At 56.0% G+C, this 19,344-nt stretch carries 18 protein-coding genes; 6 read left to right on the top strand and 12 right to left on the bottom strand.

The genetic code is table 11. The features are described 5' to 3' along the window. Window positions 1–45: 45 nt before the first annotated feature. On the top strand, window positions 46–954 hold the full coding sequence (locus V6944_RS12455) for a LysR family transcriptional regulator (protein WP_333499177.1): 909 nt from the start codon (window positions 46–48) through the stop codon (window positions 952–954). Here the strand turns inward: V6944_RS12455 and V6944_RS12460 are convergent. Then, window positions 945–1,850, bottom strand: coding sequence for a LysR family transcriptional regulator (locus tag V6944_RS12460; protein ID WP_333499178.1), 906 nt, complete (start codon window positions 1,848–1,850; stop codon window positions 945–947). The two genes, V6944_RS12455 and V6944_RS12460, sit on opposite strands and share 10 nt — an antisense overlap. Before the next feature lie 122 nt (window positions 1,851–1,972). On the opposite strand from V6944_RS12460, the gene V6944_RS12465 reads away from it, so the two are divergent. Then, window positions 1,973–2,671 carry an SDR family NAD(P)-dependent oxidoreductase gene (locus tag V6944_RS12465; RefSeq protein ID WP_333499179.1) on the top strand — a complete coding sequence of 233 codons (699 nt, stop codon included), beginning with the start codon at window positions 1,973–1,975 and terminating at the stop codon, window positions 2,669–2,671. Between the two features lie 4 nt (window positions 2,672–2,675). Here the strand turns inward: V6944_RS12465 and rihC are convergent, their stop codons facing one another. From rihC to ribF, 6 genes are all read right to left on the bottom strand, one after another. Next, a complete protein-coding gene (gene rihC / locus V6944_RS12470) occupies window positions 2,676–3,590 on the bottom strand; it encodes a ribonucleoside hydrolase RihC (RefSeq protein ID WP_333499180.1) in 915 nt (304 codons plus the stop codon). Window positions 3,591–3,655: 65 nt separating this feature from the next. After that, window positions 3,656–4,606, bottom strand: coding sequence for a 4-hydroxy-3-methylbut-2-enyl diphosphate reductase (gene ispH, locus V6944_RS12475; protein WP_333499181.1), 951 nt, complete (start codon window positions 4,604–4,606; stop codon window positions 3,656–3,658). A gap of 1 nt (window position 4,607) precedes the next feature. After that, window positions 4,608–5,057 carry an FKBP-type peptidyl-prolyl cis-trans isomerase gene (gene fkpB, locus V6944_RS12480; RefSeq protein ID WP_064547280.1) on the bottom strand — a complete coding sequence of 150 codons (450 nt, stop codon included), beginning with the start codon at window positions 5,055–5,057 and terminating at the stop codon, window positions 4,608–4,610. Window positions 5,058–5,207: 150 nt separating this feature from the next. Beyond that, on the bottom strand, window positions 5,208–5,696 hold the full coding sequence (lspA, locus tag V6944_RS12485) for a signal peptidase II (RefSeq protein WP_333499182.1): 489 nt from the start codon (window positions 5,694–5,696) through the stop codon (window positions 5,208–5,210). Further along, a complete protein-coding gene (gene ileS, locus V6944_RS12490) occupies window positions 5,696–8,545 on the bottom strand; it encodes an isoleucine--tRNA ligase (protein ID WP_333499183.1) in 2,850 nt (949 codons plus the stop codon). Before ileS ends, lspA begins: the two co-directional genes overlap by 1 nt. 33 nt (window positions 8,546–8,578) lie before the next feature. Next, window positions 8,579–9,517, bottom strand: coding sequence for a bifunctional riboflavin kinase/FAD synthetase (gene ribF, locus V6944_RS12495; RefSeq protein WP_333496038.1), 939 nt, complete (start codon window positions 9,515–9,517; stop codon window positions 8,579–8,581). Between the two features lie 328 nt (window positions 9,518–9,845). Between ribF and rpsT the strand changes: the two genes are divergently transcribed. Further along, window positions 9,846–10,109, top strand: coding sequence for a 30S ribosomal protein S20 (gene rpsT, locus V6944_RS12500; protein WP_003018940.1), 264 nt, complete (start codon window positions 9,846–9,848; stop codon window positions 10,107–10,109). Window positions 10,110–10,265: 156 nt separating this feature from the next. Here rpsT and nhaR read toward each other — a convergent pair whose 3' ends face one another. The 4 genes from nhaR to dnaK all read right to left on the bottom strand — a co-directional run bounded on the left by nhaR (window position 10,266) and on the right by dnaK (window position 15,698). Beyond that, window positions 10,266–11,165 carry a transcriptional activator NhaR gene (gene nhaR / locus V6944_RS12505; protein ID WP_333499184.1) on the bottom strand — a complete coding sequence of 300 codons (900 nt, stop codon included), beginning with the start codon at window positions 11,163–11,165 and terminating at the stop codon, window positions 10,266–10,268. Window positions 11,166–11,203: 38 nt separating this feature from the next. Then, window positions 11,204–12,373 (bottom strand): Na+/H+ antiporter NhaA, encoded by a 1,170-nt coding sequence (gene nhaA / locus V6944_RS12510; protein WP_333499185.1) that lies wholly within the window; start codon window positions 12,371–12,373, stop codon window positions 11,204–11,206. A 174-nt stretch (window positions 12,374–12,547) separates the two neighbouring features. Continuing rightward, window positions 12,548–13,687 carry a molecular chaperone DnaJ gene (gene dnaJ, locus V6944_RS12515; protein WP_185668290.1) on the bottom strand — a complete coding sequence of 380 codons (1,140 nt, stop codon included), beginning with the start codon at window positions 13,685–13,687 and terminating at the stop codon, window positions 12,548–12,550. 88 nt (window positions 13,688–13,775) lie between these two features. Then, the gene (gene dnaK, locus V6944_RS12520) at window positions 13,776–15,698 is read right to left on the bottom strand and encodes a molecular chaperone DnaK (protein WP_035896220.1); all 1,923 of its coding nucleotides are present in this window, start codon (window positions 15,696–15,698) and stop codon (window positions 13,776–13,778) included. Window positions 15,699–16,068: 370 nt separating this feature from the next. Between dnaK and V6944_RS12525 the strand changes: the two genes are divergently transcribed. The 3 genes from V6944_RS12525 (at window position 16,069) to satP (ending at window position 17,925) form a co-directional block, all read left to right on the top strand. Further along, complete coding sequence (locus V6944_RS12525; RefSeq protein WP_333499186.1) at window positions 16,069–16,473, top strand: DUF2541 family protein; 405 nt, start codon at window positions 16,069–16,071, stop codon at window positions 16,471–16,473. Window positions 16,474–16,500: 27 nt separating this feature from the next. Next, window positions 16,501–17,226, top strand: coding sequence for an acidic protein MsyB (gene msyB, locus V6944_RS12530; protein WP_333499187.1), 726 nt, complete (start codon window positions 16,501–16,503; stop codon window positions 17,224–17,226). A gap of 132 nt (window positions 17,227–17,358) precedes the next feature. Next, window positions 17,359–17,925, top strand: a complete 567-nt coding sequence (gene satP / locus V6944_RS12535) for an acetate uptake transporter (protein ID WP_202216527.1) — start codon at window positions 17,359–17,361, stop codon at window positions 17,923–17,925. 115 nt (window positions 17,926–18,040) lie between these two features. Here satP and V6944_RS12540 read toward each other — a convergent pair whose 3' ends face one another. Beyond that, the gene (locus V6944_RS12540) at window positions 18,041–19,336 is read right to left on the bottom strand and encodes an MFS transporter (RefSeq protein WP_333499188.1); all 1,296 of its coding nucleotides are present in this window, start codon (window positions 19,334–19,336) and stop codon (window positions 18,041–18,043) included. Between the last annotated feature and the right edge of the window lie 8 nt (window positions 19,337–19,344).

Here is a 19,344-nt window from a genome sequence, read left to right on the forward strand (position 1 = left end):
GATAATCCTGCTCTCACTCAATGCATCTTTGCCTGGTACGCACAAATGAACCCTAACCTTCTACCCGACCTTGCCACCTTTGTGTTGATTATCGACCAGGGTAGCTTTACCGCGGCGGCAAAAGCCGCTGGAGCCACGCCTTCCGCTATTAGCCGCAGCGTGTCGCGCCTGGAGCAGGCGCTGGGCAGTAGGTTGCTGCATCGCACCACCCGCAAGCTGGCGCTGAGCGAGACGGGGAAAATGGTGTACGAACACGCGCAGGAGATGCTGAATGCCGCGCAGATGGCGCTGGATTCCGGCAGTAGTCGCCAGCAGGTAGCCCAAGGCAAGCTGACCGTTAGCGTGCCGAAAGCGGTGGGGCATTTTGTGATTCACCCGCTAATGGCCGAATTTCTTAAGCGCTACCCGGATGTCGACGTGTGCCTGCGCCTGGAAGACCGCTATATGGATTTGATTGACGACGGTGTCGACCTGGCGCTGCGCATCAGCCAGTCCCCCTCCCCCGGCCTGTACGGCAAAGCGTTGATGCCGGTAAGCCATGTGATTTGTGCTACCCCGGCGTATTTGCGTCAGCACGGCACGCCCGACACGCCGCAGGCATTGCGCCACCATAGCTGTATCAGCCTCGGCGAAACACCCGCCGATGCACGCTGGAAATTCCGACTTGGCGAGAAGAGCGAGACGATTCAGACCCACGGACGCTACGCCGCCAACCATACCGGCGTGCGGCTAGACGCGGTGAAAAACCATCTTGGTATCGGCAGCCTGCCGCTATTTACCGCGCGGGAAGCGCTGGCTAACGGTGAGATTGTGCAGGTACTGCCGGAGTGGGAGTTTATCAGCGACTACAGCGGCGATCTGTGGCTGTTATGGACGCGTAACCAGCATATGCCCGCCAGAATGCGGGCGATGATTGATTATCTGAGCGAGAAGCTGCCGCAGCGCTATGACTGACAAACGCTGAGCAGCAAACGCCGCAGCCAGCGGTGTGCGGGGTCGGCATCCATACGCGGGTGCCACATCTGTGAGACGGTAATCTCAGGCGTCTTTACCGGCAGCGTAAATGATCGATACCGCTCAGCCCCAATACGGTTCTGTAGCCCCGCAAACCAGGATAATGGCACCTGCGCAATAAGGTCAGTATCCTGCACAACCGCCAGCGCCGCCGTATACCCCGGCACAATCGCCGCCACGCAGCGCGATAGTCCTAGCGCTGCCAATGCCTCATCAACCGGCCCTTGCCCACTGCCGTGACGCGAAGCCACCACATGCCCCCAGCGCGCGTACACTTCAGCGCTCAGCGTACTGGCCAACAGCGGATGGTTTTTTCTCACTACGCCGACAAAGCGATCCCGGAACAGCGCCTGCAAACGGATCTCCGGCCCCATCTCCTTCTGCACGCCAATCTCCAGGCACACCCGCCCTTCACGCAGCGGTGCAGACTCCTTTTCCGGTTTGGCGACAAAACAGAGACGCACACCAGGCGCTTCCGCTGCTGCCGCGGCGACCAGACGGGCGCCAAAGGTTTCAACAAAACCTTCATTGGTGCGCAGCATGAAGGTTCTTTCCAGCGTCGGTAGCGTCAGCGCGGAAAGCGCCGGGCTGAGCACCTGACGTGCTTCCAGCGCTGCGCTGTTAGCCCTTTCCTGAATCGCTTGCGCATGTGGCGTAAGCACCATCTTTCTTCCCGCTCTCACCAGCAGTGGGTCGTTCGTCGCCGCACGTAAGCGACTCAAGGTGCGACTCATCGCCGAGGCGCTCAGCCCCAAACGGCGCGCCGCACCAGCCACGCTCGCTTCACTGAGCAGCGCATCAAGCGCCACCAGCAGATTGAAATCAGGTTCCGTCATGTCATCTCTTTTTGATAAGGCGTTTGGTGCAGGTTATTACTGTAGATGCTGCGTCTTCCGCCGTATATGAAATGCACCTATATTTTCTGCAACTCATCCGTATTACCGCAGGAGATACCCCCATGCAGGCAAAAACCGTACTCATCATTGGCGCATCACGCGGCCTCGGGCAGGCAATGGCAGAGGCGTTTATCGGTCATGGCTGGAATGTGATTGGCACCGTACGTCAACTGGCACCCGCTACTCCTTTACATCAGTTGGCGCTCCAGCATCCGGGCAGCGTGCGTATTGAGCTGCTGGATATTTGCGACGAGGAGCAGATAGCCGCGCTGGCGCAGCGCCTGCAAGGCCAGCGCATCGATATGCTGTTTGTGAACGCCGGTACCACCAATCGCGAACCTTCTCAGGGCATCGGAGATATTACAACGGAAGAGTTTATGCAGATAATGCTGACTAACGCGCTGGCCCCGATGCGGGTGATTGAGAAGCTAGAACCACAGGTTACCACCGGAGGACTGATTGGCGTGATGTCCTCAGGACAGGGGAGTATTGCTAATAACGAAAACGGGCAGCGGGAACTGTATCGCGGCAGTAAGGCGGCGCTAAATATGTTTATGCGCAGCGTTGCCGCACGCCCGGCCATGCAAAGCCGGCCAATGGTGACCATGGCACCGGGGTGGATCAAGACCGATTTAGGCGGCCCTGATGCCCCTTACACCATCGCCGAGACCATTCCCTCACTGGTGAACGTGCTGCTGGAAAAACAGCAGCGTCCCGGGCTAGAGTACCTCGATTTTCGCGGTAACACCGTCCCCTGGTAAACGCTTATGGCGCTAATGCAAAAACCTCCGCCACCCACTGGCGGAAGCCTTCAACGTCCAGCCCCAGCGCCACCTGCGCGTTAGCGGGCTGGCCGAGCTTCCCTTCAATATCCACGACCGTTGTCCCAGCGGTAAATTGCCCCTGCGTTTCAACGGCGACGTAGCAGCTTTGCAGGGTAAACAGCGCCGGACGCGCCAGCCAGGCAATCGCGCATAGATCGTGCATGCGCAGGCCGCTCTGCATACTGCCGCTGCGGTAGTGGCTGAACAATGCATGGAGCATACCGCCGGTTTTATTCAGCGCGGGCAGCGAGGCCAGATATTCCGGCGAGAGTGTCGCCTGGTTGGTGACGTCCAGACCGCACATCACAATCTCCAGACCGCTGCGGAACACCAGCGCCGCCGCTTCCGGATCGATAGCGATATTAAATTCGGCGTTCGGCGTAAAGTTACCGCGACCGGCGGAACCGCCCATAATCACCAGGCGGCGAATATTGAAGCGGCATTCGGGGTACTGCGTCAGCAACAGCGCGATATTGGTCAGCGGACCAATGGCAACCAGCGTGACGGGTTCCGACGCCAGCATCAGCGCATCGCGGATTGCCTGAAATGCCGGTTTTGCCAGCGGCTGGCGGTTATGCTCGACAAAATCATAGCCCTCCATGCCGGACTCACCGTGCACCGATGCGGCGTCGCGCAGTGGACGAACCAGCGGCGCGGCCGCGCCCTGCGCCAGCGGCACATCCGCCTCCCAGAAATGCAGCAGCTGCAGGCCATTTCGAGTCGTTTTCTCGACAGAGACGTTGCCGGCGACGGTGGTCATAAGCTGGAGATCCAGCTCGGGAGCAAACAGCGCGGCGGCAATCGCCGCAGCATCGTCGATACCGGGATCGGTATCCAGGAAGATAGGCAGTCGCATGATTTCTCCATAAAAAATGCCAGACGTTAAGCCTGGCATTTTTTCACATCTGCGGGAGAATTAATTTATTCGACTTCACGAACATCCACACGCAGTTCACGCGGCACCTCAAAGACGATGTTCTCTTCGCGGCCTTCAAGGGTTATCGCCTCGCCGCCGCCTAACGATTGCAGGCGAGCAATGACGTTCTGCACCAGAATATCCGGCGCGGATGCCCCGGCGGTGACGCCAACGCAGGCCGCTTCTTTAACCCAGGCTTCCTGAATGTCAGACGCATCGTCAATCAGATAGGCCGCTTTACCCATCCGCTGCGCCAGTTCGGCCAGACGGTTGGAGTTGGAAGAGTTCTTCGACCCAACGACCAGCACCACGTCAGCCTGCTGGGCGAGCGATCGCACGGCTTCCTGACGGTTGGTGGTGGCGTAGCAAATATCATCTTTGCGCGGGCCAACGATTTTCGGGAAGCGCTGGCGTAGCGCATCGATAACGTCGGAGGTATCATCCACCGAGAGCGTGGTCTGAGTCATAAACGACAGCTTGCTTTCGTCTTTGACATCGAGCGTCAGCACGTCTTCCGGCGACTCAACGAGGTACATGCCCCCTTTCGGATTGCTGTACTGGCCCATCGTGCCTTCAACTTCCGGGTGACCGGCGTGGCCGATAAGAATCGACTCTTCACCACGACGACTCGCGCGCGCCACTTCCATATGCACTTTAGTGACCAGCGGGCAGGTCGCGTCAAAGACCGTCAGGTCACGACTTTTCGCTTCGTTCCGCACGGCCTGAGAGACACCATGGGCGGAGAAGATCAGGATAGCGCCGTCCGGCACTTCGCTAATCTGCTCGATAAAGATCGCGCCACGTGAACGCAGGCTATCCACCACGTAGCGGTTATGCACAACTTCGTGACGAACGTAGATTGGCGCGCCATAGATGGCGAGCGCATTTTCAACAATGCTGATAGCGCGGTCAACGCCTGCACAAAAGCCGCGTGGGTTGGCCAACAGGATCTGCATGTTACGCCTCCAGTACCGGATCGACTTCCAGTACTTCAATATCAAAATGAACGGTATGGCCCGCCAGCGGGTGGTTGAAATCAACCGTGATGGAGTCACCGTTAATCTCGCGGATCACGCCAGGCATCTCGCTGCCGTCCATTGCGGTGAACAGCATGATAGCGCCGATTTCCGGTTCGCCCGCATCCATAAATTCGCGGCGGGAGAAATACTGGATAAGATCTGGCGTGGAAATACCAAACGCCGCGTCAGGCTCCAGAGAGAAGGATTTTTTGTCCCCGGCCTTCAGGCCGAGAAGATGCTGCTCCAGCCCTTCAGACAGGGAGGCATCGCCCAGACGAAACAGCGCCGGTTTGCCGTTGTTACGGGTCGACTCTGCGGTAGAGCCATCGTCCAGTTTCAGCGTGAAGTGCACCAGCACCGCACTATTGCTTTGAATCGAGTTAGACATGCAGGGACAGCCTTTTATCTTACGACATTGGAATGACGATTATTGTTATAAAATAGTGCACCGTTGAGACTCCCCGGCGTCGCTTTGCTCGGCCGGGCTACAGACTGGAGTAGCCCGGCCGAGCAAAGCGACGCCGGGAAAATCACGGAACTATGCCTGCTTTTTCGGCAGGAAACCTTCCAGCACGATCAGCGCTGCACCGATACAGATTGCCGTATCGGCCAGGTTGAAAGTAGCAAAGTGCCAGTCGCCGACGTAGAAATCGATCATGTCGACAACAAAACCGTGCCACAAACGGTCGAACAGGTTACCCAGCGCGCCGCCAATAATCAGCGCGTAGGCAATGTTGTTCAGCTTTTGCGTGGCCTTCGAGCGATACATCAGCACCGCCAGCGCAATACAGATACCGATAGCGATACCCGCAAAGAACCAGCGCTGCCAACCGCCACTGTCGGCCAGGAAGCTAAACGCCGCACCATAGTTACGCGCATAATGCAGATTAAGCGACGGGAACAGCGAAACCGTCTCCCCCAGAGCAAAGTTCTGGAGGATCAGGTATTTGCTGCCCAGATCGATAATCAGCACGACGACAACCAGCCACAGCCAGCGTAGCCCTGTTGAACAAATCGATTTACTCATCAGGCAAACTTACGTTTTTCGCCGTCACCGGCCACGTTGCTCACACAGCGTCCGCAGATTTCTGCGTGTTCCGCCACCTTACCGACGTCCTGAGTGTAGTGCCAGCAACGCGGGCACTTCTCGCCTTCGGCTTTATTCAGCGCCACTTTCAGCCCTTTCAGCAGTTCGCTCTGCTGGGCATCAGCGGTTGCCGCTTCATAATCAGCAACGGTCGCCCCGGAGGTCAACAGGACAAATCGTAATTCGTCGCCAAGCGCGTTCAGCTTAGCCGCCAGTTCTGGCTGGGCGTACAGGGTGACTGCCGCTTCCAGAGAACCACCGACTTTCTTATCAGCACGCGCCTGCTCGATGACCTTGTTCACTTCGCCACGAACCTGCAGCAGTTCTTCCCAGAACGCATCGTTCATCGCTTCGCTGTCGGCCAGGCCAAACAGACCTTCGTACCATTCACCGGTGAAGACGTACTTCTCGCGGTTACCCGGCAGGTAGCCCCAGATTTCGTCGGCGGTGAAGGACATGATCGGCGCCATCCAGCGAACCAGCGCTTCTGCGATATGGTACAGCGCAGTCTGGCAGCTACGACGCGCCACGCTGTCCGCTTTCGCGGTGTACTGGCGGTCTTTGATGATGTCGAGGTAGAACGAGCCCATTTCTACGGAGCAGAAGCGCATCAGGCGCTGTACCACTTCGTGGAAGTCATAGGATTCGTAGGCTTTCATGATGTCAGCCTGCGCTTCTTGCGCACAGCCTACGGCCCAACGATCCAGCACCACCATCTCTTCCGGTTTCACCATGTCTTTTACCGGATCGAAACCGTTCAGGTTCGCCAGCAGGAAGCGCGCGGTGTTACGGATACGACGATAGCTGTCGGCAGCACGTTTCAGGATCTCATCCGATACCGCCATTTCGCCGGTGTAGTCGGTAGATGCCACCCACAGACGCAGGATATCCGCGCCCAGTTTGTTCATCACGTCCTGCGGAGAAACGGTGTTGCCGATAGATTTAGACATCTTACGGCCCTGACCATCCACGGTGAAGCCGTGGGTCAGTACCTGGCGATACGGCGCTTTGCCTTTCATGGCGACGCTAATCATCAGGGAGGACATGAACCAGCCGCGGTGCTGGTCAGAACCTTCCAGATACATGTCAGCTGCGTGGCCGCCGAATTCAGGGCGCGCATCGACGACGGAGTAGCTGGTTGAACCGGAATCGAACCATACGTCCAGGGTATCCGGCACTTTGACGTAGTTGTCTGCGTCGTCACCGAGGATTTCACGCGGGTCGAGATCCCACCACGCCTGAATACCGTCTTTCTCAACGTACTTAGCGACCGCTTCCATCAGTTCAGTGGTACGCGGGTGAAGCTCTTCGGTGTCTTTATGCACGAACAGCGCCATTGGCACGCCCCAGGTACGCTGACGGGAGATACACCAGTCAGGACGGTTCGCCACCATGGATTCGATACGTGCTTTACCCCAGGCCGGGATCCAGCCGCTCAGATCTTCTTTCGCCAGGCCTTCCTGCTCGATGCGGTCGATCTCTTTCAGAGACTGAATACGCAGGCCTTTTTTATCCATGCTGACGAACCACTGCGGGGTCGCACGGAAGATGATCGGTGACTTGTGACGCCAGCAGCATGGGTAGCTATGCTGCATTTTTTCTACGTGCAGCAGTGCGCCTTTTTCCGTCAGCAGCGCAACGATTTTGTCGTTGGCTTTGAAGACGTTCACGCCGTCCAGTTCTGGGTAAGTGCCTGCCAGGTAAGCGCCATCAGGGCCAACCGGGTTAGCGATCTCCAGACCGTATTTTTGGCTGATCACGTAGTCGTCAGGGCCGTGGCCACCGGCGGTATGTACCGCACCGGTACCGGCATCCAGCGTCACGTGGTCGCCCAGAATAGCCGGAACGTCGAAGCCCATGAACGGGTGGGTGAAGCGCAGCAGTTCCAGCTCGGCGCCTTTGACGGTGCCCAGAATGGTGTAGTCGCTCACGCCGATGCGCTTCATCACGCTCTCAACGAGGTCGCTTGCCAGAATCAGCGCCTGGCCGTCAATTTGCACCAGCGCGTAGTCGAAATCAGGTGCCAGAGAGATAGCGCGGTTCGCTGGCAGGGTCCACGGGGTGGTGGTCCAGATAACCAGGGAGACTGGGCCGGTCACGTTCGCGGCACCAAATTTCGCTTTTACCGCATCCGGGTCAGCGGCGTGGAACGCCACATCGATGGATGGAGAGGTTTTGTCGTAATACTCAACTTCCGCTTCCGCCAGCGCAGAACGGCAGTCAACGCACCAGTGCACCGGCTTCGCGCCTTTGTGCAGGTGGCCGTTAGCTACGATTTTGCCCAGCGCACGAATGATGTTGGCTTCGGTTTTGAAGTCCATAGTCAGGTATGGCTTCTCCCAGTCGCCCAGCACGCCCAGACGGATGAAGTCGGTACGCTGACCGTCAACCTGGGTTGCGGCGTATTCGCGGCACTTCGCGCGGAACTCGGCAGCGGTAAATTTCTCGCCCGGCTTGCCAAACTCTTGCTCAACTTTCAGTTCGATAGGCAGGCCGTGGCAGTCCCAGCCAGGCACGTACGGAGAGTCATAACCGGAAAGCCCTTTGGACTTCACGATAATGTCTTTCAGAATCTTGTTAACCGAGTGACCAATATGAATGTTGCCATTCGCATAGGGAGGGCCATCATGCAGAATGAACGTTTTTTTGCCTTTTTTGGCTGCACGAATGATGCCGTACAGGTCATCATCAGTCCAACGCGCCAGCATTCCCGGTTCGCGCTTGGCGAGATCGCCGCGCATCGGGAACCCTGTTTCCGGCAAATTCAGGGTTGATTTATAGTCACTCATCAGATTCTCGGTTCCGTATATTTACGTAGGCATTTAAGCCGGGTTTGAAAGCCCAAAAAACTCGCGGGCCGTTAATTCATCACGCGCAATCTGCGCTTTTAGTTCATCCAGCGACGCAAATCGCTGCTCGTTGCGTATTTTTTTACGCAGCACTACATCTATATGGCGACCGTAAAGGTCCATTACAACGTCGAGCAAATGCACTTCCAGTTGCTGACGAACGCCAGCAACGGTCGGGCGCGTACCAATGTTTGCCACGCCCGGCAGAGGCTTATCACCCAGCCCCATGACTTCTACCGCATAGACCCCTTTTACCGGGGACACCTGACGACGCAGCGGTAAGTTCGCCGTCGGGAAACCGATGGTTCGGCCCAGTTCATCGCCGTGCACCACGCGCCCGGAGATGATAAACGGATGGCCAAGAAGACTTTCGGCCTGTTCGAGATTATCCTCGGCCAGCGCCTGACGTACAGCGGTGCTGCTGATACGTACGCCGCCGTGACAGAAGGTTTCGGTGCTGGTGATATCGAAACCAAAATCTTCGCCAGCCTTCTGTAATAACAAGAAATCGCCCTGACGACCAGCGCCGAAACGGAAATCATCGCCAACAGCGAGGAACTGCACCCCCAGACGCTTCACCAGCAGTTCGCTGATAAAGTCCTGCGCGGTCAGCGCCGCAAAGCGACGGTCAAAACGCAGGCAGAGGACGTAGTCCACTCCACTCTCGGCCAGATAGCGCAGCTTTTCGCGCAGGCGCGTCAGGCGAGCCGGGGCCTTGTCAGCCGCGAAGAGCTCCAGCGGCTGCGGTTCAAAAATCATCACCACCACAGGCAAACCGCGCGCTCTGCCCTCGGCACGTAAGCCTTGCAGTAACGCCTGATGCCCGCGATGCACACCGTCGAAATTACCAATGGTCAGCACGCACCCATGCGGTGCCTGACTGAGATTATGTATGCCGCGTATCAGCTTCATGTCTGGCTCAAAAGAGTGAAAATCGTCAGAGTATACCTTGTACAACCCGCCACGTTAACCCGCGATTACGCCTCACGGCGGAAAGAAGGAATGTTTTCATCAGCATCCGCTGGAAAGGTAAGAAAATATGGCCGACGCGCATGATTTTTGTGCCGGAAGGACTGTATTCGTCGCCCACAAGCTGGTAGAATCCTGCGCCATCAATACGTAATGCAGCGTTGTCAAATTAACGGCGCTTATTTGCACAAATCCATTGACAAAAGAAGGCTAAACGGGCATATTCCTCGGCCTTTGAATTGTCCATATAGAACACATTTGGGAGTTGGCCTTGGCTAATATCAAATCAGCTAAGAAGCGCGCCGTTCAGTCTGAAAAGGCTCGCAAACACAACGCTAGCCGTCGCTCTATGATGCGTACTTTCATCAAGAAAGTATACGCAGCTATCGAAGCTGGCGACAAAGCTACTGCACTGAAAGCATTTAACGAAATGCAACCAATCGTGGACCGTCAGGCTGCTAAAGGTCTGATCCACAAAAACAAAGCTGCACGTCATAAAGCAAACCTGACTGCACAGATCAACAAACTGGCTTAATCGCCCGCTTGTTATCAGCTTTGAAAAAGACCCGCTTAATGCGGGTTTTTTTATGCCTGTAATTTGGGTATTTTCCCGGCGGCGCTTCGCTTGGCCGGGCTACAACCCTTTGTAGCTCGGGCGAGGTGTGCAACACCGCCCCCGGGGAACTACCGGTTACATCAACGGTTCGGCAAACAGCGCCGAATAATCGCGATGGCAGATACGCTGCACCGCTGGGTGCTGGATCATCCGTTCGGCGAATATCGCGTGATACTCTTCCATCACGTTGTCCATCCGGCCAATCTCGACGATATTGTCATCGGCATAGAAGTCATGCGCGTACAGCGTTGGCGCGACAAAAATAGCGTTATGCGCCGCGCCAAACGCCTTCATCAGCGCCGCATCGTCAAACTCACCCAGAATCTCGACCTTCAGTCCCTGCACGTTAAACCAGTTCAGCAGCTTACGGCCCAACATGGAGCGGCGGCCTGGGATCAATAGTCGACGCTCCTCCAGGCAGGCCGGAAACGGTTTTTCCGGTGGCGGATTCATGCACCAGAAGCTGACGCTGCATTCACCGATTTTCACCGAGAATAGCCCTTCCTGCTGCGTAGAGTCGATCGGGCAATCGGAGATGATCATATCCAGCTTATGCTGGCTCAGCTGCTCCAGCAGCATCTCATGCGTCGATTCAAAGCAGCGCAGATGGATCTGCTCATCTTCCACCACTGCGGCATCCAGCACGCCGCTGACCAGCCGCTTAGACAGCGCGTCCGCCACGCCGACGTCGAACAGCAGGTTCGACTCTTTGCGGTAGTTAACGATATCCAGCATCTCCTGGCTTAGGGTGAACATTTTGTCTGCGTAGCGGAAGACCAGCTCACCCAGCTCGCTCGGCTCAATCCCGCGCCCTTTACGTTTAAACAGCTTGCCCTGTAACCGTTCTTCCAGCGCCTTGATCTGCCCGGTGATGGTTTGCGGCGTCAGGAACAGCGCCTCCGCCGCCCCCACGACCGAGCCTTCCTTGTAGACATGCCAGAAGTAGTAAAGGTGGTTGTAATTAATATGCGACATGCCCTGTGCTCTCCTCTCCTTTGATTTTCATCTTGTGCTTAGGCCGTCTGCGGCTTCAAACGCGCACGCAATAAACTGTATCCAACGACCGCCGACATCACCGAGCCAATCAGAATGCCAAGCTTCGCCCAGTTAATCAGCGACGGGTCGACGCTGCCGAAGGCCAGGCTGGCGATAAAGATAGACATGGTGAAGCCAATCCCGCACAGCAGGCCAACGGCCATAATCTGCGAGAAGTTTGCCCCTTCCGGCAGCTTCGCCAGCTTGAGCTTCAGTGCCAGCCAGCAGAACAGGCTGATACCCAGCGGCTTACCGATAAACAGACCCGCGATGATACCCAGCGGCAGCAGCGAAGTCAGCCCGGCAAGCGTGACGCCTTGTAAAGAGACACCCGCGTTGGCAAAGGCAAACAGCGGCAGGATCATAAAGGCCACCCATGGGTGCAGCACGTGCTCAAGCTGCTTCGCCGGCGACTTACCGTTCTGCTCGCGCAGCGGGATAAAGAAGCCAACAATCACTCCGGCCAGGGTGGCATGAACACCGGACTTCAGCACCGCCGTCCACAGGATTACGCCCACCAGAATATAGATACCGGTCCGACGCACGCCGCTCATATTCAGAATCGCGAGCACCACAATGGCAGCCGCAGCAATCGCCAGCGACAGCAACGACAGATCATGGGTGTAAAACAGCGCGATAATCACGATGGCTCCCAGATCGTCGATAATCGCCAGCGCCATCAGGAATATCTTGAGTGAGGCCGGTACGCGGCTGCCCAGCAGTGCCAGCACCCCAAGCGCAAAGGCAATATCCGTCGCCGCAGGAATTGCCCAGCCGCCGCTCGCGACCGGGTCCTGAGCGTTAAACGCCAGGTAGACCAGCGCAGGCACCACCATACCGCCCAGCGCGGCAATGACCGGGAAAATCGCCTGACGACGCGTAGCCAGTGAGCCCTGCATCATCTCGCGTTTGACCTCAAGACCAATCAGCAGGAAAAACACCGCCATCAGGGCATCGTTAATCCACAGCAGCATGTTCTTGTTAATTTCTAATGCGCCCACGCGCAGCTGCACCGGCGTTTCCAGAAAGGCATGATACAGGCCGCTGGTCGCGCCCATGTTGGCCATCAGCATGGCCAGGACCGCAGCAATAATCAGGATGATGCCACCAGAGGCATCGTTGCTAAAAAAGCGCTGAAGATGCTTCACTTTTACTCTCTCTATAAGCAGATATTCATCGATAAAACCATGCTATCGCGTCTAACAGATCGGTAAAATCAGATTATAACTGGATGATAATTCAGTTTAGCCGAACAATAAAAAACCCGAAGCGGAAAGCTTCGGGTTTTTGTCTGGTCCGCACTCGCCCGAGGGGGCGAAGGGTTAGCGGGTCAAATCGTCAAAGAACTTCTTCACGCCGTCGAAAAAGCTTTTCGAACGCGGACTGTTGTTCTCGCCGGTTGGACCGCCGAAGCTTTCCTGCAGGTCTTTCAACAGCTGTTTCTGCTTCTCGTTCAGGCCGACCGGGGTTTCTACCACCACACGGCAAAGCAGGTCGCCCTGCACGCCACCGCGAACGGATTTAACGCCCTTGCCGCGCATACGGAACAGTTTGCCGGTTTGCGTTTCGCCTGGAATTTTCAGCTTCACACGACCGTCGAGCGTCGGGACTTCAATCTCGCCGCCCAGGGCAGCCATAGAGAAGTTAATCGGCACTTCGCAATACAGGTTGTTGCCTTCACGCTCAAAGATAGCGTGCTGCTTCACCTGCACCTGAACGTACAGATCGCCTGCCGGTGCGCCGTGCTCGCCTGCTTCACCTTCGCCAGTCAGACGAATGCGATCGCCGGTATCCACGCCTGCCGGAATTTTAACGGACAGGGTTTTGGTTTTCTCAACGCGACCGTGGCCGTGACATTTGTTGCACGGATCTTTAATCAGCGTACCGCGCCCCTGGCAGTGCGGACAGGTCTGCTGTACGGCGAAGAAGCCCTGACGCATCTGCACCTGGCCGGAGCCATGACAGGTTGGACAGGTCTGCGGTTGCGAGCCCGCTTTAGCGCCGCTGCCGTGGCAGATGTCGCACTCTTCAAGCGTCGGGATGCGGATCTCTTTGGTCACACCACGAACCGCTTCTTCCAGCGTCAGATCCATGTTGTAGCGCAGATCCGCGCCACGGGACGCGCGCTGGCGACCACGACCACCACCGAAGATATCGCCGAATACGTCACCAAAGATATCGCTGAAGTCCGCGCCGCCGCCGAAACCACCTGCACCGCCGCCACCCATACCGCCCTGTTCAAAGGCCGCATGTCCGTACTGATCGTAGGCCGCACGCTTCTGCGCGTCGGTCAGGATCTCGTACGCTTCTTTGATCTCTTTAAACTTGGCTTCGGCCTCTTTATCACCCTGATTGCGGTCCGGGTGGAATTTCATGGCCAGGCGCTTGTACGCCTTTTTGATTTCACGCTCTTCCGCTGTTTTGGAAACGCCCAAAATCTCGTAATAGTCTTGCTTTGCCATTGGTTTTTTTCAGCCCCTTAACATGCGAGCACGGGCGGAGAGGAAACCCTCTTCGCCCGTGCTGATTAATTACCCTGCATCAGGGCGATTATTTTTTGTCTTTCACTTCTTCGAACTCAGCGTCAACAACGTCGTCGTCTTTCGCATTGTTCGCGGAAGCGTCAGCGCCTGCGGCACCCGCCTGCTGCTGTGCGTGCTGCTGCTGAGCGATTTCCATCAGTTTCTGGGAAACCTGCGCCAGCGCCTGCATTTTCGCTTCGATGTCCGCTTTGTCTTCGCCTTTCAGAGACGCTTCCAGCGCGGTCAGCGCAGACTCGATGGCAGTTTTGTCGTCAGCTGGCAGCTGTTCGCCTGCTTCTTCAACCTGCTTACGGGTGCTGTGCAGCAGATGGTCACCCTGGTTACGGGTCTGGACCAGCTCTTCAAACTTACGGTCAGCTTCGGCGTTCGCTTCAGCTTCACGAACCATTTTCTGAATTTCTTCTTCGTTCAGACCGGAAGAAGCCTTAATGGTGATCTTCTGCTCTTTACCGCTGTTTTTGTCTTTCGCGGAAACGTGCAGGATACCATCAGCATCGATATCGAAGGTGACTTCGATCTGCGGCATGCCGCGCGGTGCTGGGCTGATACCGTCCAGGTTGAACTGACCCAGTGATTTGTTATCGGATGCACGTTTACGCTCACCCTGAATCACATGGATGGTTACCGCAGACTGGTTGTCTTCAGCGGTAGAGAACACCTGGCTGTGCTTAGTTGGAATGGTGGTGTTTTTGTTGATGAGCGCAGTCATCACACCGCCCATGGTTTCGATACCCAGAGACAGCGGGGTAACGTCCAGCAGCAGCACGTCTTTTACTTCACCGGTCAGAACACCGCCCTGAACCGCTGCACCGATAGCAACAGCTTCGTCCGGGTTAACGTCTTTACGCGGTTCTTTACCGAAGAACTCAGCAACTTTCTTCTGCACCATTGGCATACGAGTCTGACCACCGACCAGGATAACGTCCTGGATATCGGATACGGACAGGCCAGCATCCTGCAGCGCAACTTTCAGCGGCTCGATAGAACGGTTAACCAGGTCTTCTACCAGGCTTTCCAGTTTCGCACGGGTCACTTTGATGTTCATGTGTTTAGGACCGGTCGCGTCTGCGGTGATGTACGGCAGGTTCACGTCGGTCTGCTGAGCGGAAGACAGTTCAATCTTCGCTTTCTCAGCGGCTTCTTTCAGGCGCTGCATCGCCAGCGGGTCGTTACGCAGGTCGATGCCCTGATCTTTCTTAAACTCGTCAACGAGGTAGTTGATCAGACGAGTATCGAAGTCTTCACCACCCAGGTGGGTATCACCGTTGGTCGCCAGAACTTCAAAGGTTTTTTCGCCATCAACTTCGTCGATTTCGATAACGGAAATATCGAAGGTACCACCACCGAGGTCGTATACCGCGATAGTGCGGTTGCCGACTTCTTTATCCAGACCGTAAGCCAGCGCAGCAGCGGTTGGTTCGTTGATGATACGTTTGACTTCCAGACCTGCGATACGGCCAGCATCTTTGGTTGCCTGACGCTGAGCATCGTTGAAGTATGCAGGTACGGTGATCACAGCTTCAGTTACCGGCTCACCCAGGTAATCTTCAGCGGTTTTCTTCATTTTCTTCAGCACTTCAGCAGAGATCTGCGGTGGTGCAGTTTTGGTGCCTTTCACATCAAGCCATGCGTCGCCATTGTCTGCGGCAACAATTTTGTAAGGCATGATAGAAACGTCACGCTGAACTTCTTCGTCCTGGAAGCGGCGGCCAATCAGGCGTTTAATCGCAAACAGGGTGTTTTGCGGGTTTGTCACTGCCTGACGTTTAGCCGGCTGACCAACCAGAGTTTCACCATCCTGGGTATAAGCAATGATAGAAGGCGTGGTGCGGTCGCCTTCGGCGTTCTCCAGAACGCGAGCGGTAGTGCCATCCATAATCGCTACACAAGAGTTGGTAGTACCCAGGTCGATACCAATAATTTTACCCATCTAAACGTCTCCACTAAAAATTCAGTCAACATGTGGTTGTGAATCTGTAATAAGGGCGAAACCTGCGGTTTCAACTGCCCTGAATCGTTTTTTTTCAGACTCACTCACTGCGGTTGACTACAAGATGGGGTCGCAACGTCATCCATCAAGGGGCAGCAGTAAAATTTTTTCATTCAGTGCGGTTTTATTGCGGAAAAAGTGAGATTAATTCGATAAAACTCATTCACGCTTAATATATAAAAATACCAATATATTCAGTTAATTGCTGTCATAAGTTGAAATGATTGAGCACTGAAAGCCATATCGGAGAGGGATAAAATCCGCCCCCTATATTTGAGGTTGTTAAAAGGTCTCTCCGGTAAGGAATAAAATGAAAACCGTATTAAATGTCTCTGCAAGCCTGGCTTTCGGCCTGATGCTGGCCTCTTCCGCCTACGCGAACGATCACAAAACCCTGGGCGTCATCGCTTTACCTCGTAATGAAACCAACGATCTGACGCTGAAGCTGCCGGTTTGCCGCGTCGTCAAACGTATCCAACTCACCGTCGATCGTGGTGACGCTGAACTCAGCGGCGCCTCCGTCTACTTCAAAGCCGCCCGCAGCAGCAGCCAGAGCCTGAACGTACCGTCGTCGCTGAAAGAGGGCGTGACCACCGATTGGATCAATATCAACAGCGATAACGATAACAAACGCTGCGTCTCAAAAATCACCTTCTCCGGGCATACCGTGAACTCCTCCGATATGGCCTCTTTAAAAATCATCGGCGACGACTAAGCGAATCTTCGAGAAGCGATACCCCTAATGAAAGTTTCCTATCTGAATGATGAAGACCTCGTTTTTCTCCAGCACTGCAGCGAAGAGCAACTGGCCAATTTTGCCCAGCTGCTAACGCACAACGAAAAAGGCAAACGTCGCCTGTCCAGCACCCTGCTGCACAACGAACTCTATATGTCGATGGACGGACACCCGGAGCAGCATCGCCGTAACTGGCAGCTGATTGCTGGCGAGTTCCAGCATTTTGGCGGCGACAGCATCGCCAACCAGATTCGCGGCCACGGCAAGTTGTATCGCGAAATTCTGCGCGATGTGGCAAAGCGTCTGGGGCTCAAAACCGACAAGGCGATTCCGACGCCAGCCATCGAAAAACTGCTGCTGGAGCAGTTTGTTCGCAGCGCCTGGAAGCGTATGAGTGATGAGCAGAAAGCCCGTTTTCATACCGCCGTTGAGCTGAAGGTGATGGAGCTGGAAGCCCTGCTGCCGCACTTAATTGACCACCATCGTCTGGACCACGGTATTGAGCATCTGCTGGGCGATCAATTGAGCCATATTCTGCACAAGCATGCTGCCGTTAGCGTCATTGGTCACGGTCTGATGCGCGGCGCAGGCCTGGGCGGCCCGGTGGGTGCTGCGGTAAACGGGGTGAAGGCCGTCAGCGGTAGCGCCTATCGCGTCACCATTCCGGCAGTGCTGCGCATTGCCTGTTTGCGTCGAATTATTGCCAGAGCCGCACTGCAACGCGCCGGTTAATCGCCCTCTCGGGGAGAAAATATTTCATTTTCACCCGTTCAGATCATAGACAGCGGGTTTACCCATGATTATGATGCCGCGCCCCCTAATTTGGGGAGAGAACTTCACCATTCAATGATGATTTGAGGAATTATGGGCAACACTAAGTTGGCTAACCCGGCACCGCTGGGCCTGATGGGCTTCGGCATGACCACCATTCTGTTGAACCTGCATAATGCGGGTTTCTTTGCTTTCGACGGTATTATTCTCGCAATGGGTATTTTTTACGGCGGTATCGCGCAGATTTTCGCGGGCCTGCTGGAATACAAAAAAGGGAATACTTTCGGTCTGACCGCATTCACTTCCTACGGCTCTTTCTGGCTGACGCTGGTCGCTATTCTGCTGCTGCCGAAGATGGGTCTGTCTGACGCCCCTAACGCACAGTTCCTCGGCGCCTACCTGGGTCTGTGGGGCGTGTTCACGCTGTTCATGTTCTTCGGTACGCTGAAAGCGGCACGCATGCTGCAGTTCGTATTCCTGAGCCTGACCGTGCTGTTTGCTCTGCTGGCGATTGGCAACATCAACGGCAACGAAGCGATCATCCATGTCGCGGGCTGGGTTGGCCTGATCTGTGGCGCGAGCGCCATTTACCTGGCAATGGGTGAAGTGCTGAACGAGCAGTTCGGTCGCACCGTACTGCCGATCGGTGAAAAGCACTAATCCTCAGCTCATCCTGAAAAACGCCGGCCTGTCCGGCGTTTTTTTTGCCTGCAAACTACCGTTCCTGGGATTCTTGATTCCTCACCCTCTGCGCGATTCCCCATCAGGCGTCGGCTTACGCCTCGGCCGGGCTACGGTTTTCTGCGGGTATCTCTTTACGCAGCCAGATGCCAAGCCCAAGGCCAATCAACGACAGCGCCAGGACGTACCAGGCTGGCGCCATTGGCGATACGCCCATCAGCATGGTGACAGCAATCGGCGTCAGGCCGCCGAAGATGGCGTAGGAGACGTTGTAAGAGAAGGAAATCCCGGTAAAGCGTACTTCCGCCGGGAAGGCGCGCACCATGACGTACGGTACCGCACCCACCACGCCAACGCACAGCCCCACTAACCCATAGAGCAGGAATAGCTGTTCAGGATGCGTTCCTGCGAGATGGTAGAAGAACCAACTTGAGCAGGCCAGCAGGACGCTGCCAACCATAAAGGTTTTGCTGGCACCAACGCGATCGACAATCAACCCTGCCAGCAGGCAACCGACGCAGAGCATGATCGTCGCCACGCTATTGGCCTGTAAGGTCAGCGCGGGGGCAATGCCGTACTGCTTTTGCAGCCAGACTGGCGACATCAGGATAACCACTACAATGCCCGCCGACAGCAGCCAGGTCAGCAGCATCGAGACCACCACCGCCTGCTTGTGCTTGAGGACAACGGATTTAATTGGTAGCTCCTGCGCCAGCGCTTTACGCTGCTGCATCTCCAGGAAGATAGGCGTTTCCTGCAGCCAGCGGCGCAGATACATCGCCACCAGGCCAAAGATACCCCCCAGCAGGAACGGAATACGCCAGCCGCCGTCATGAATCGCCTGCGCGGAGAGTTGGGTATTAATCAGCGTCGCCACCACCGAGCCCAGTAAGATCCCCACCGTCAGCCCAGCCGTCAACGTACCGCAGGCAATGCCGATACGGCGTGCGGGTACATGTTCTGCCACAAACACCCATGCCCCCGGCACTTCCCCACCGATTGCCGCGCCCTGCAAAATACGCATCAACAGCAACAGCAGCGGCGCAACCAAACCTGCAGTGGCAAAGGTCGGCAGCAGGCCAATCGCCAGCGTCGGCACCGCCATCAGCAGAATGCTAAGGGTGAACATTTTTTTGCGCCCGACCAGATCGCCAAAATGCGCCATGATAATGCCGCCCAGCGGACGAGCAAGGTAACCTGCAGCAAAGATGCCAAAGGTCTGCACCTGGCGCAGCCACTCGGGGATATCGGCCGGGAAGAAGAGTTCACCGACAACGGCGGCGAAGAAGACGAAAATAATGAAGTCATAAAACTCCAGCGCGCCGCCTAATGCCGCCAGCGTCAGAGTTTTATAGTCTTGTCGATTCAGAGGTCGGGTGTAATGTGACATAACAAACC

The sequence above is a fragment of the Kluyvera sp. CHPC 1.2972 genome, assembly GCF_036759925.1.
Taxonomy (GTDB): Bacteria; Pseudomonadota; Gammaproteobacteria; order Enterobacterales; family Enterobacteriaceae; genus Kluyvera.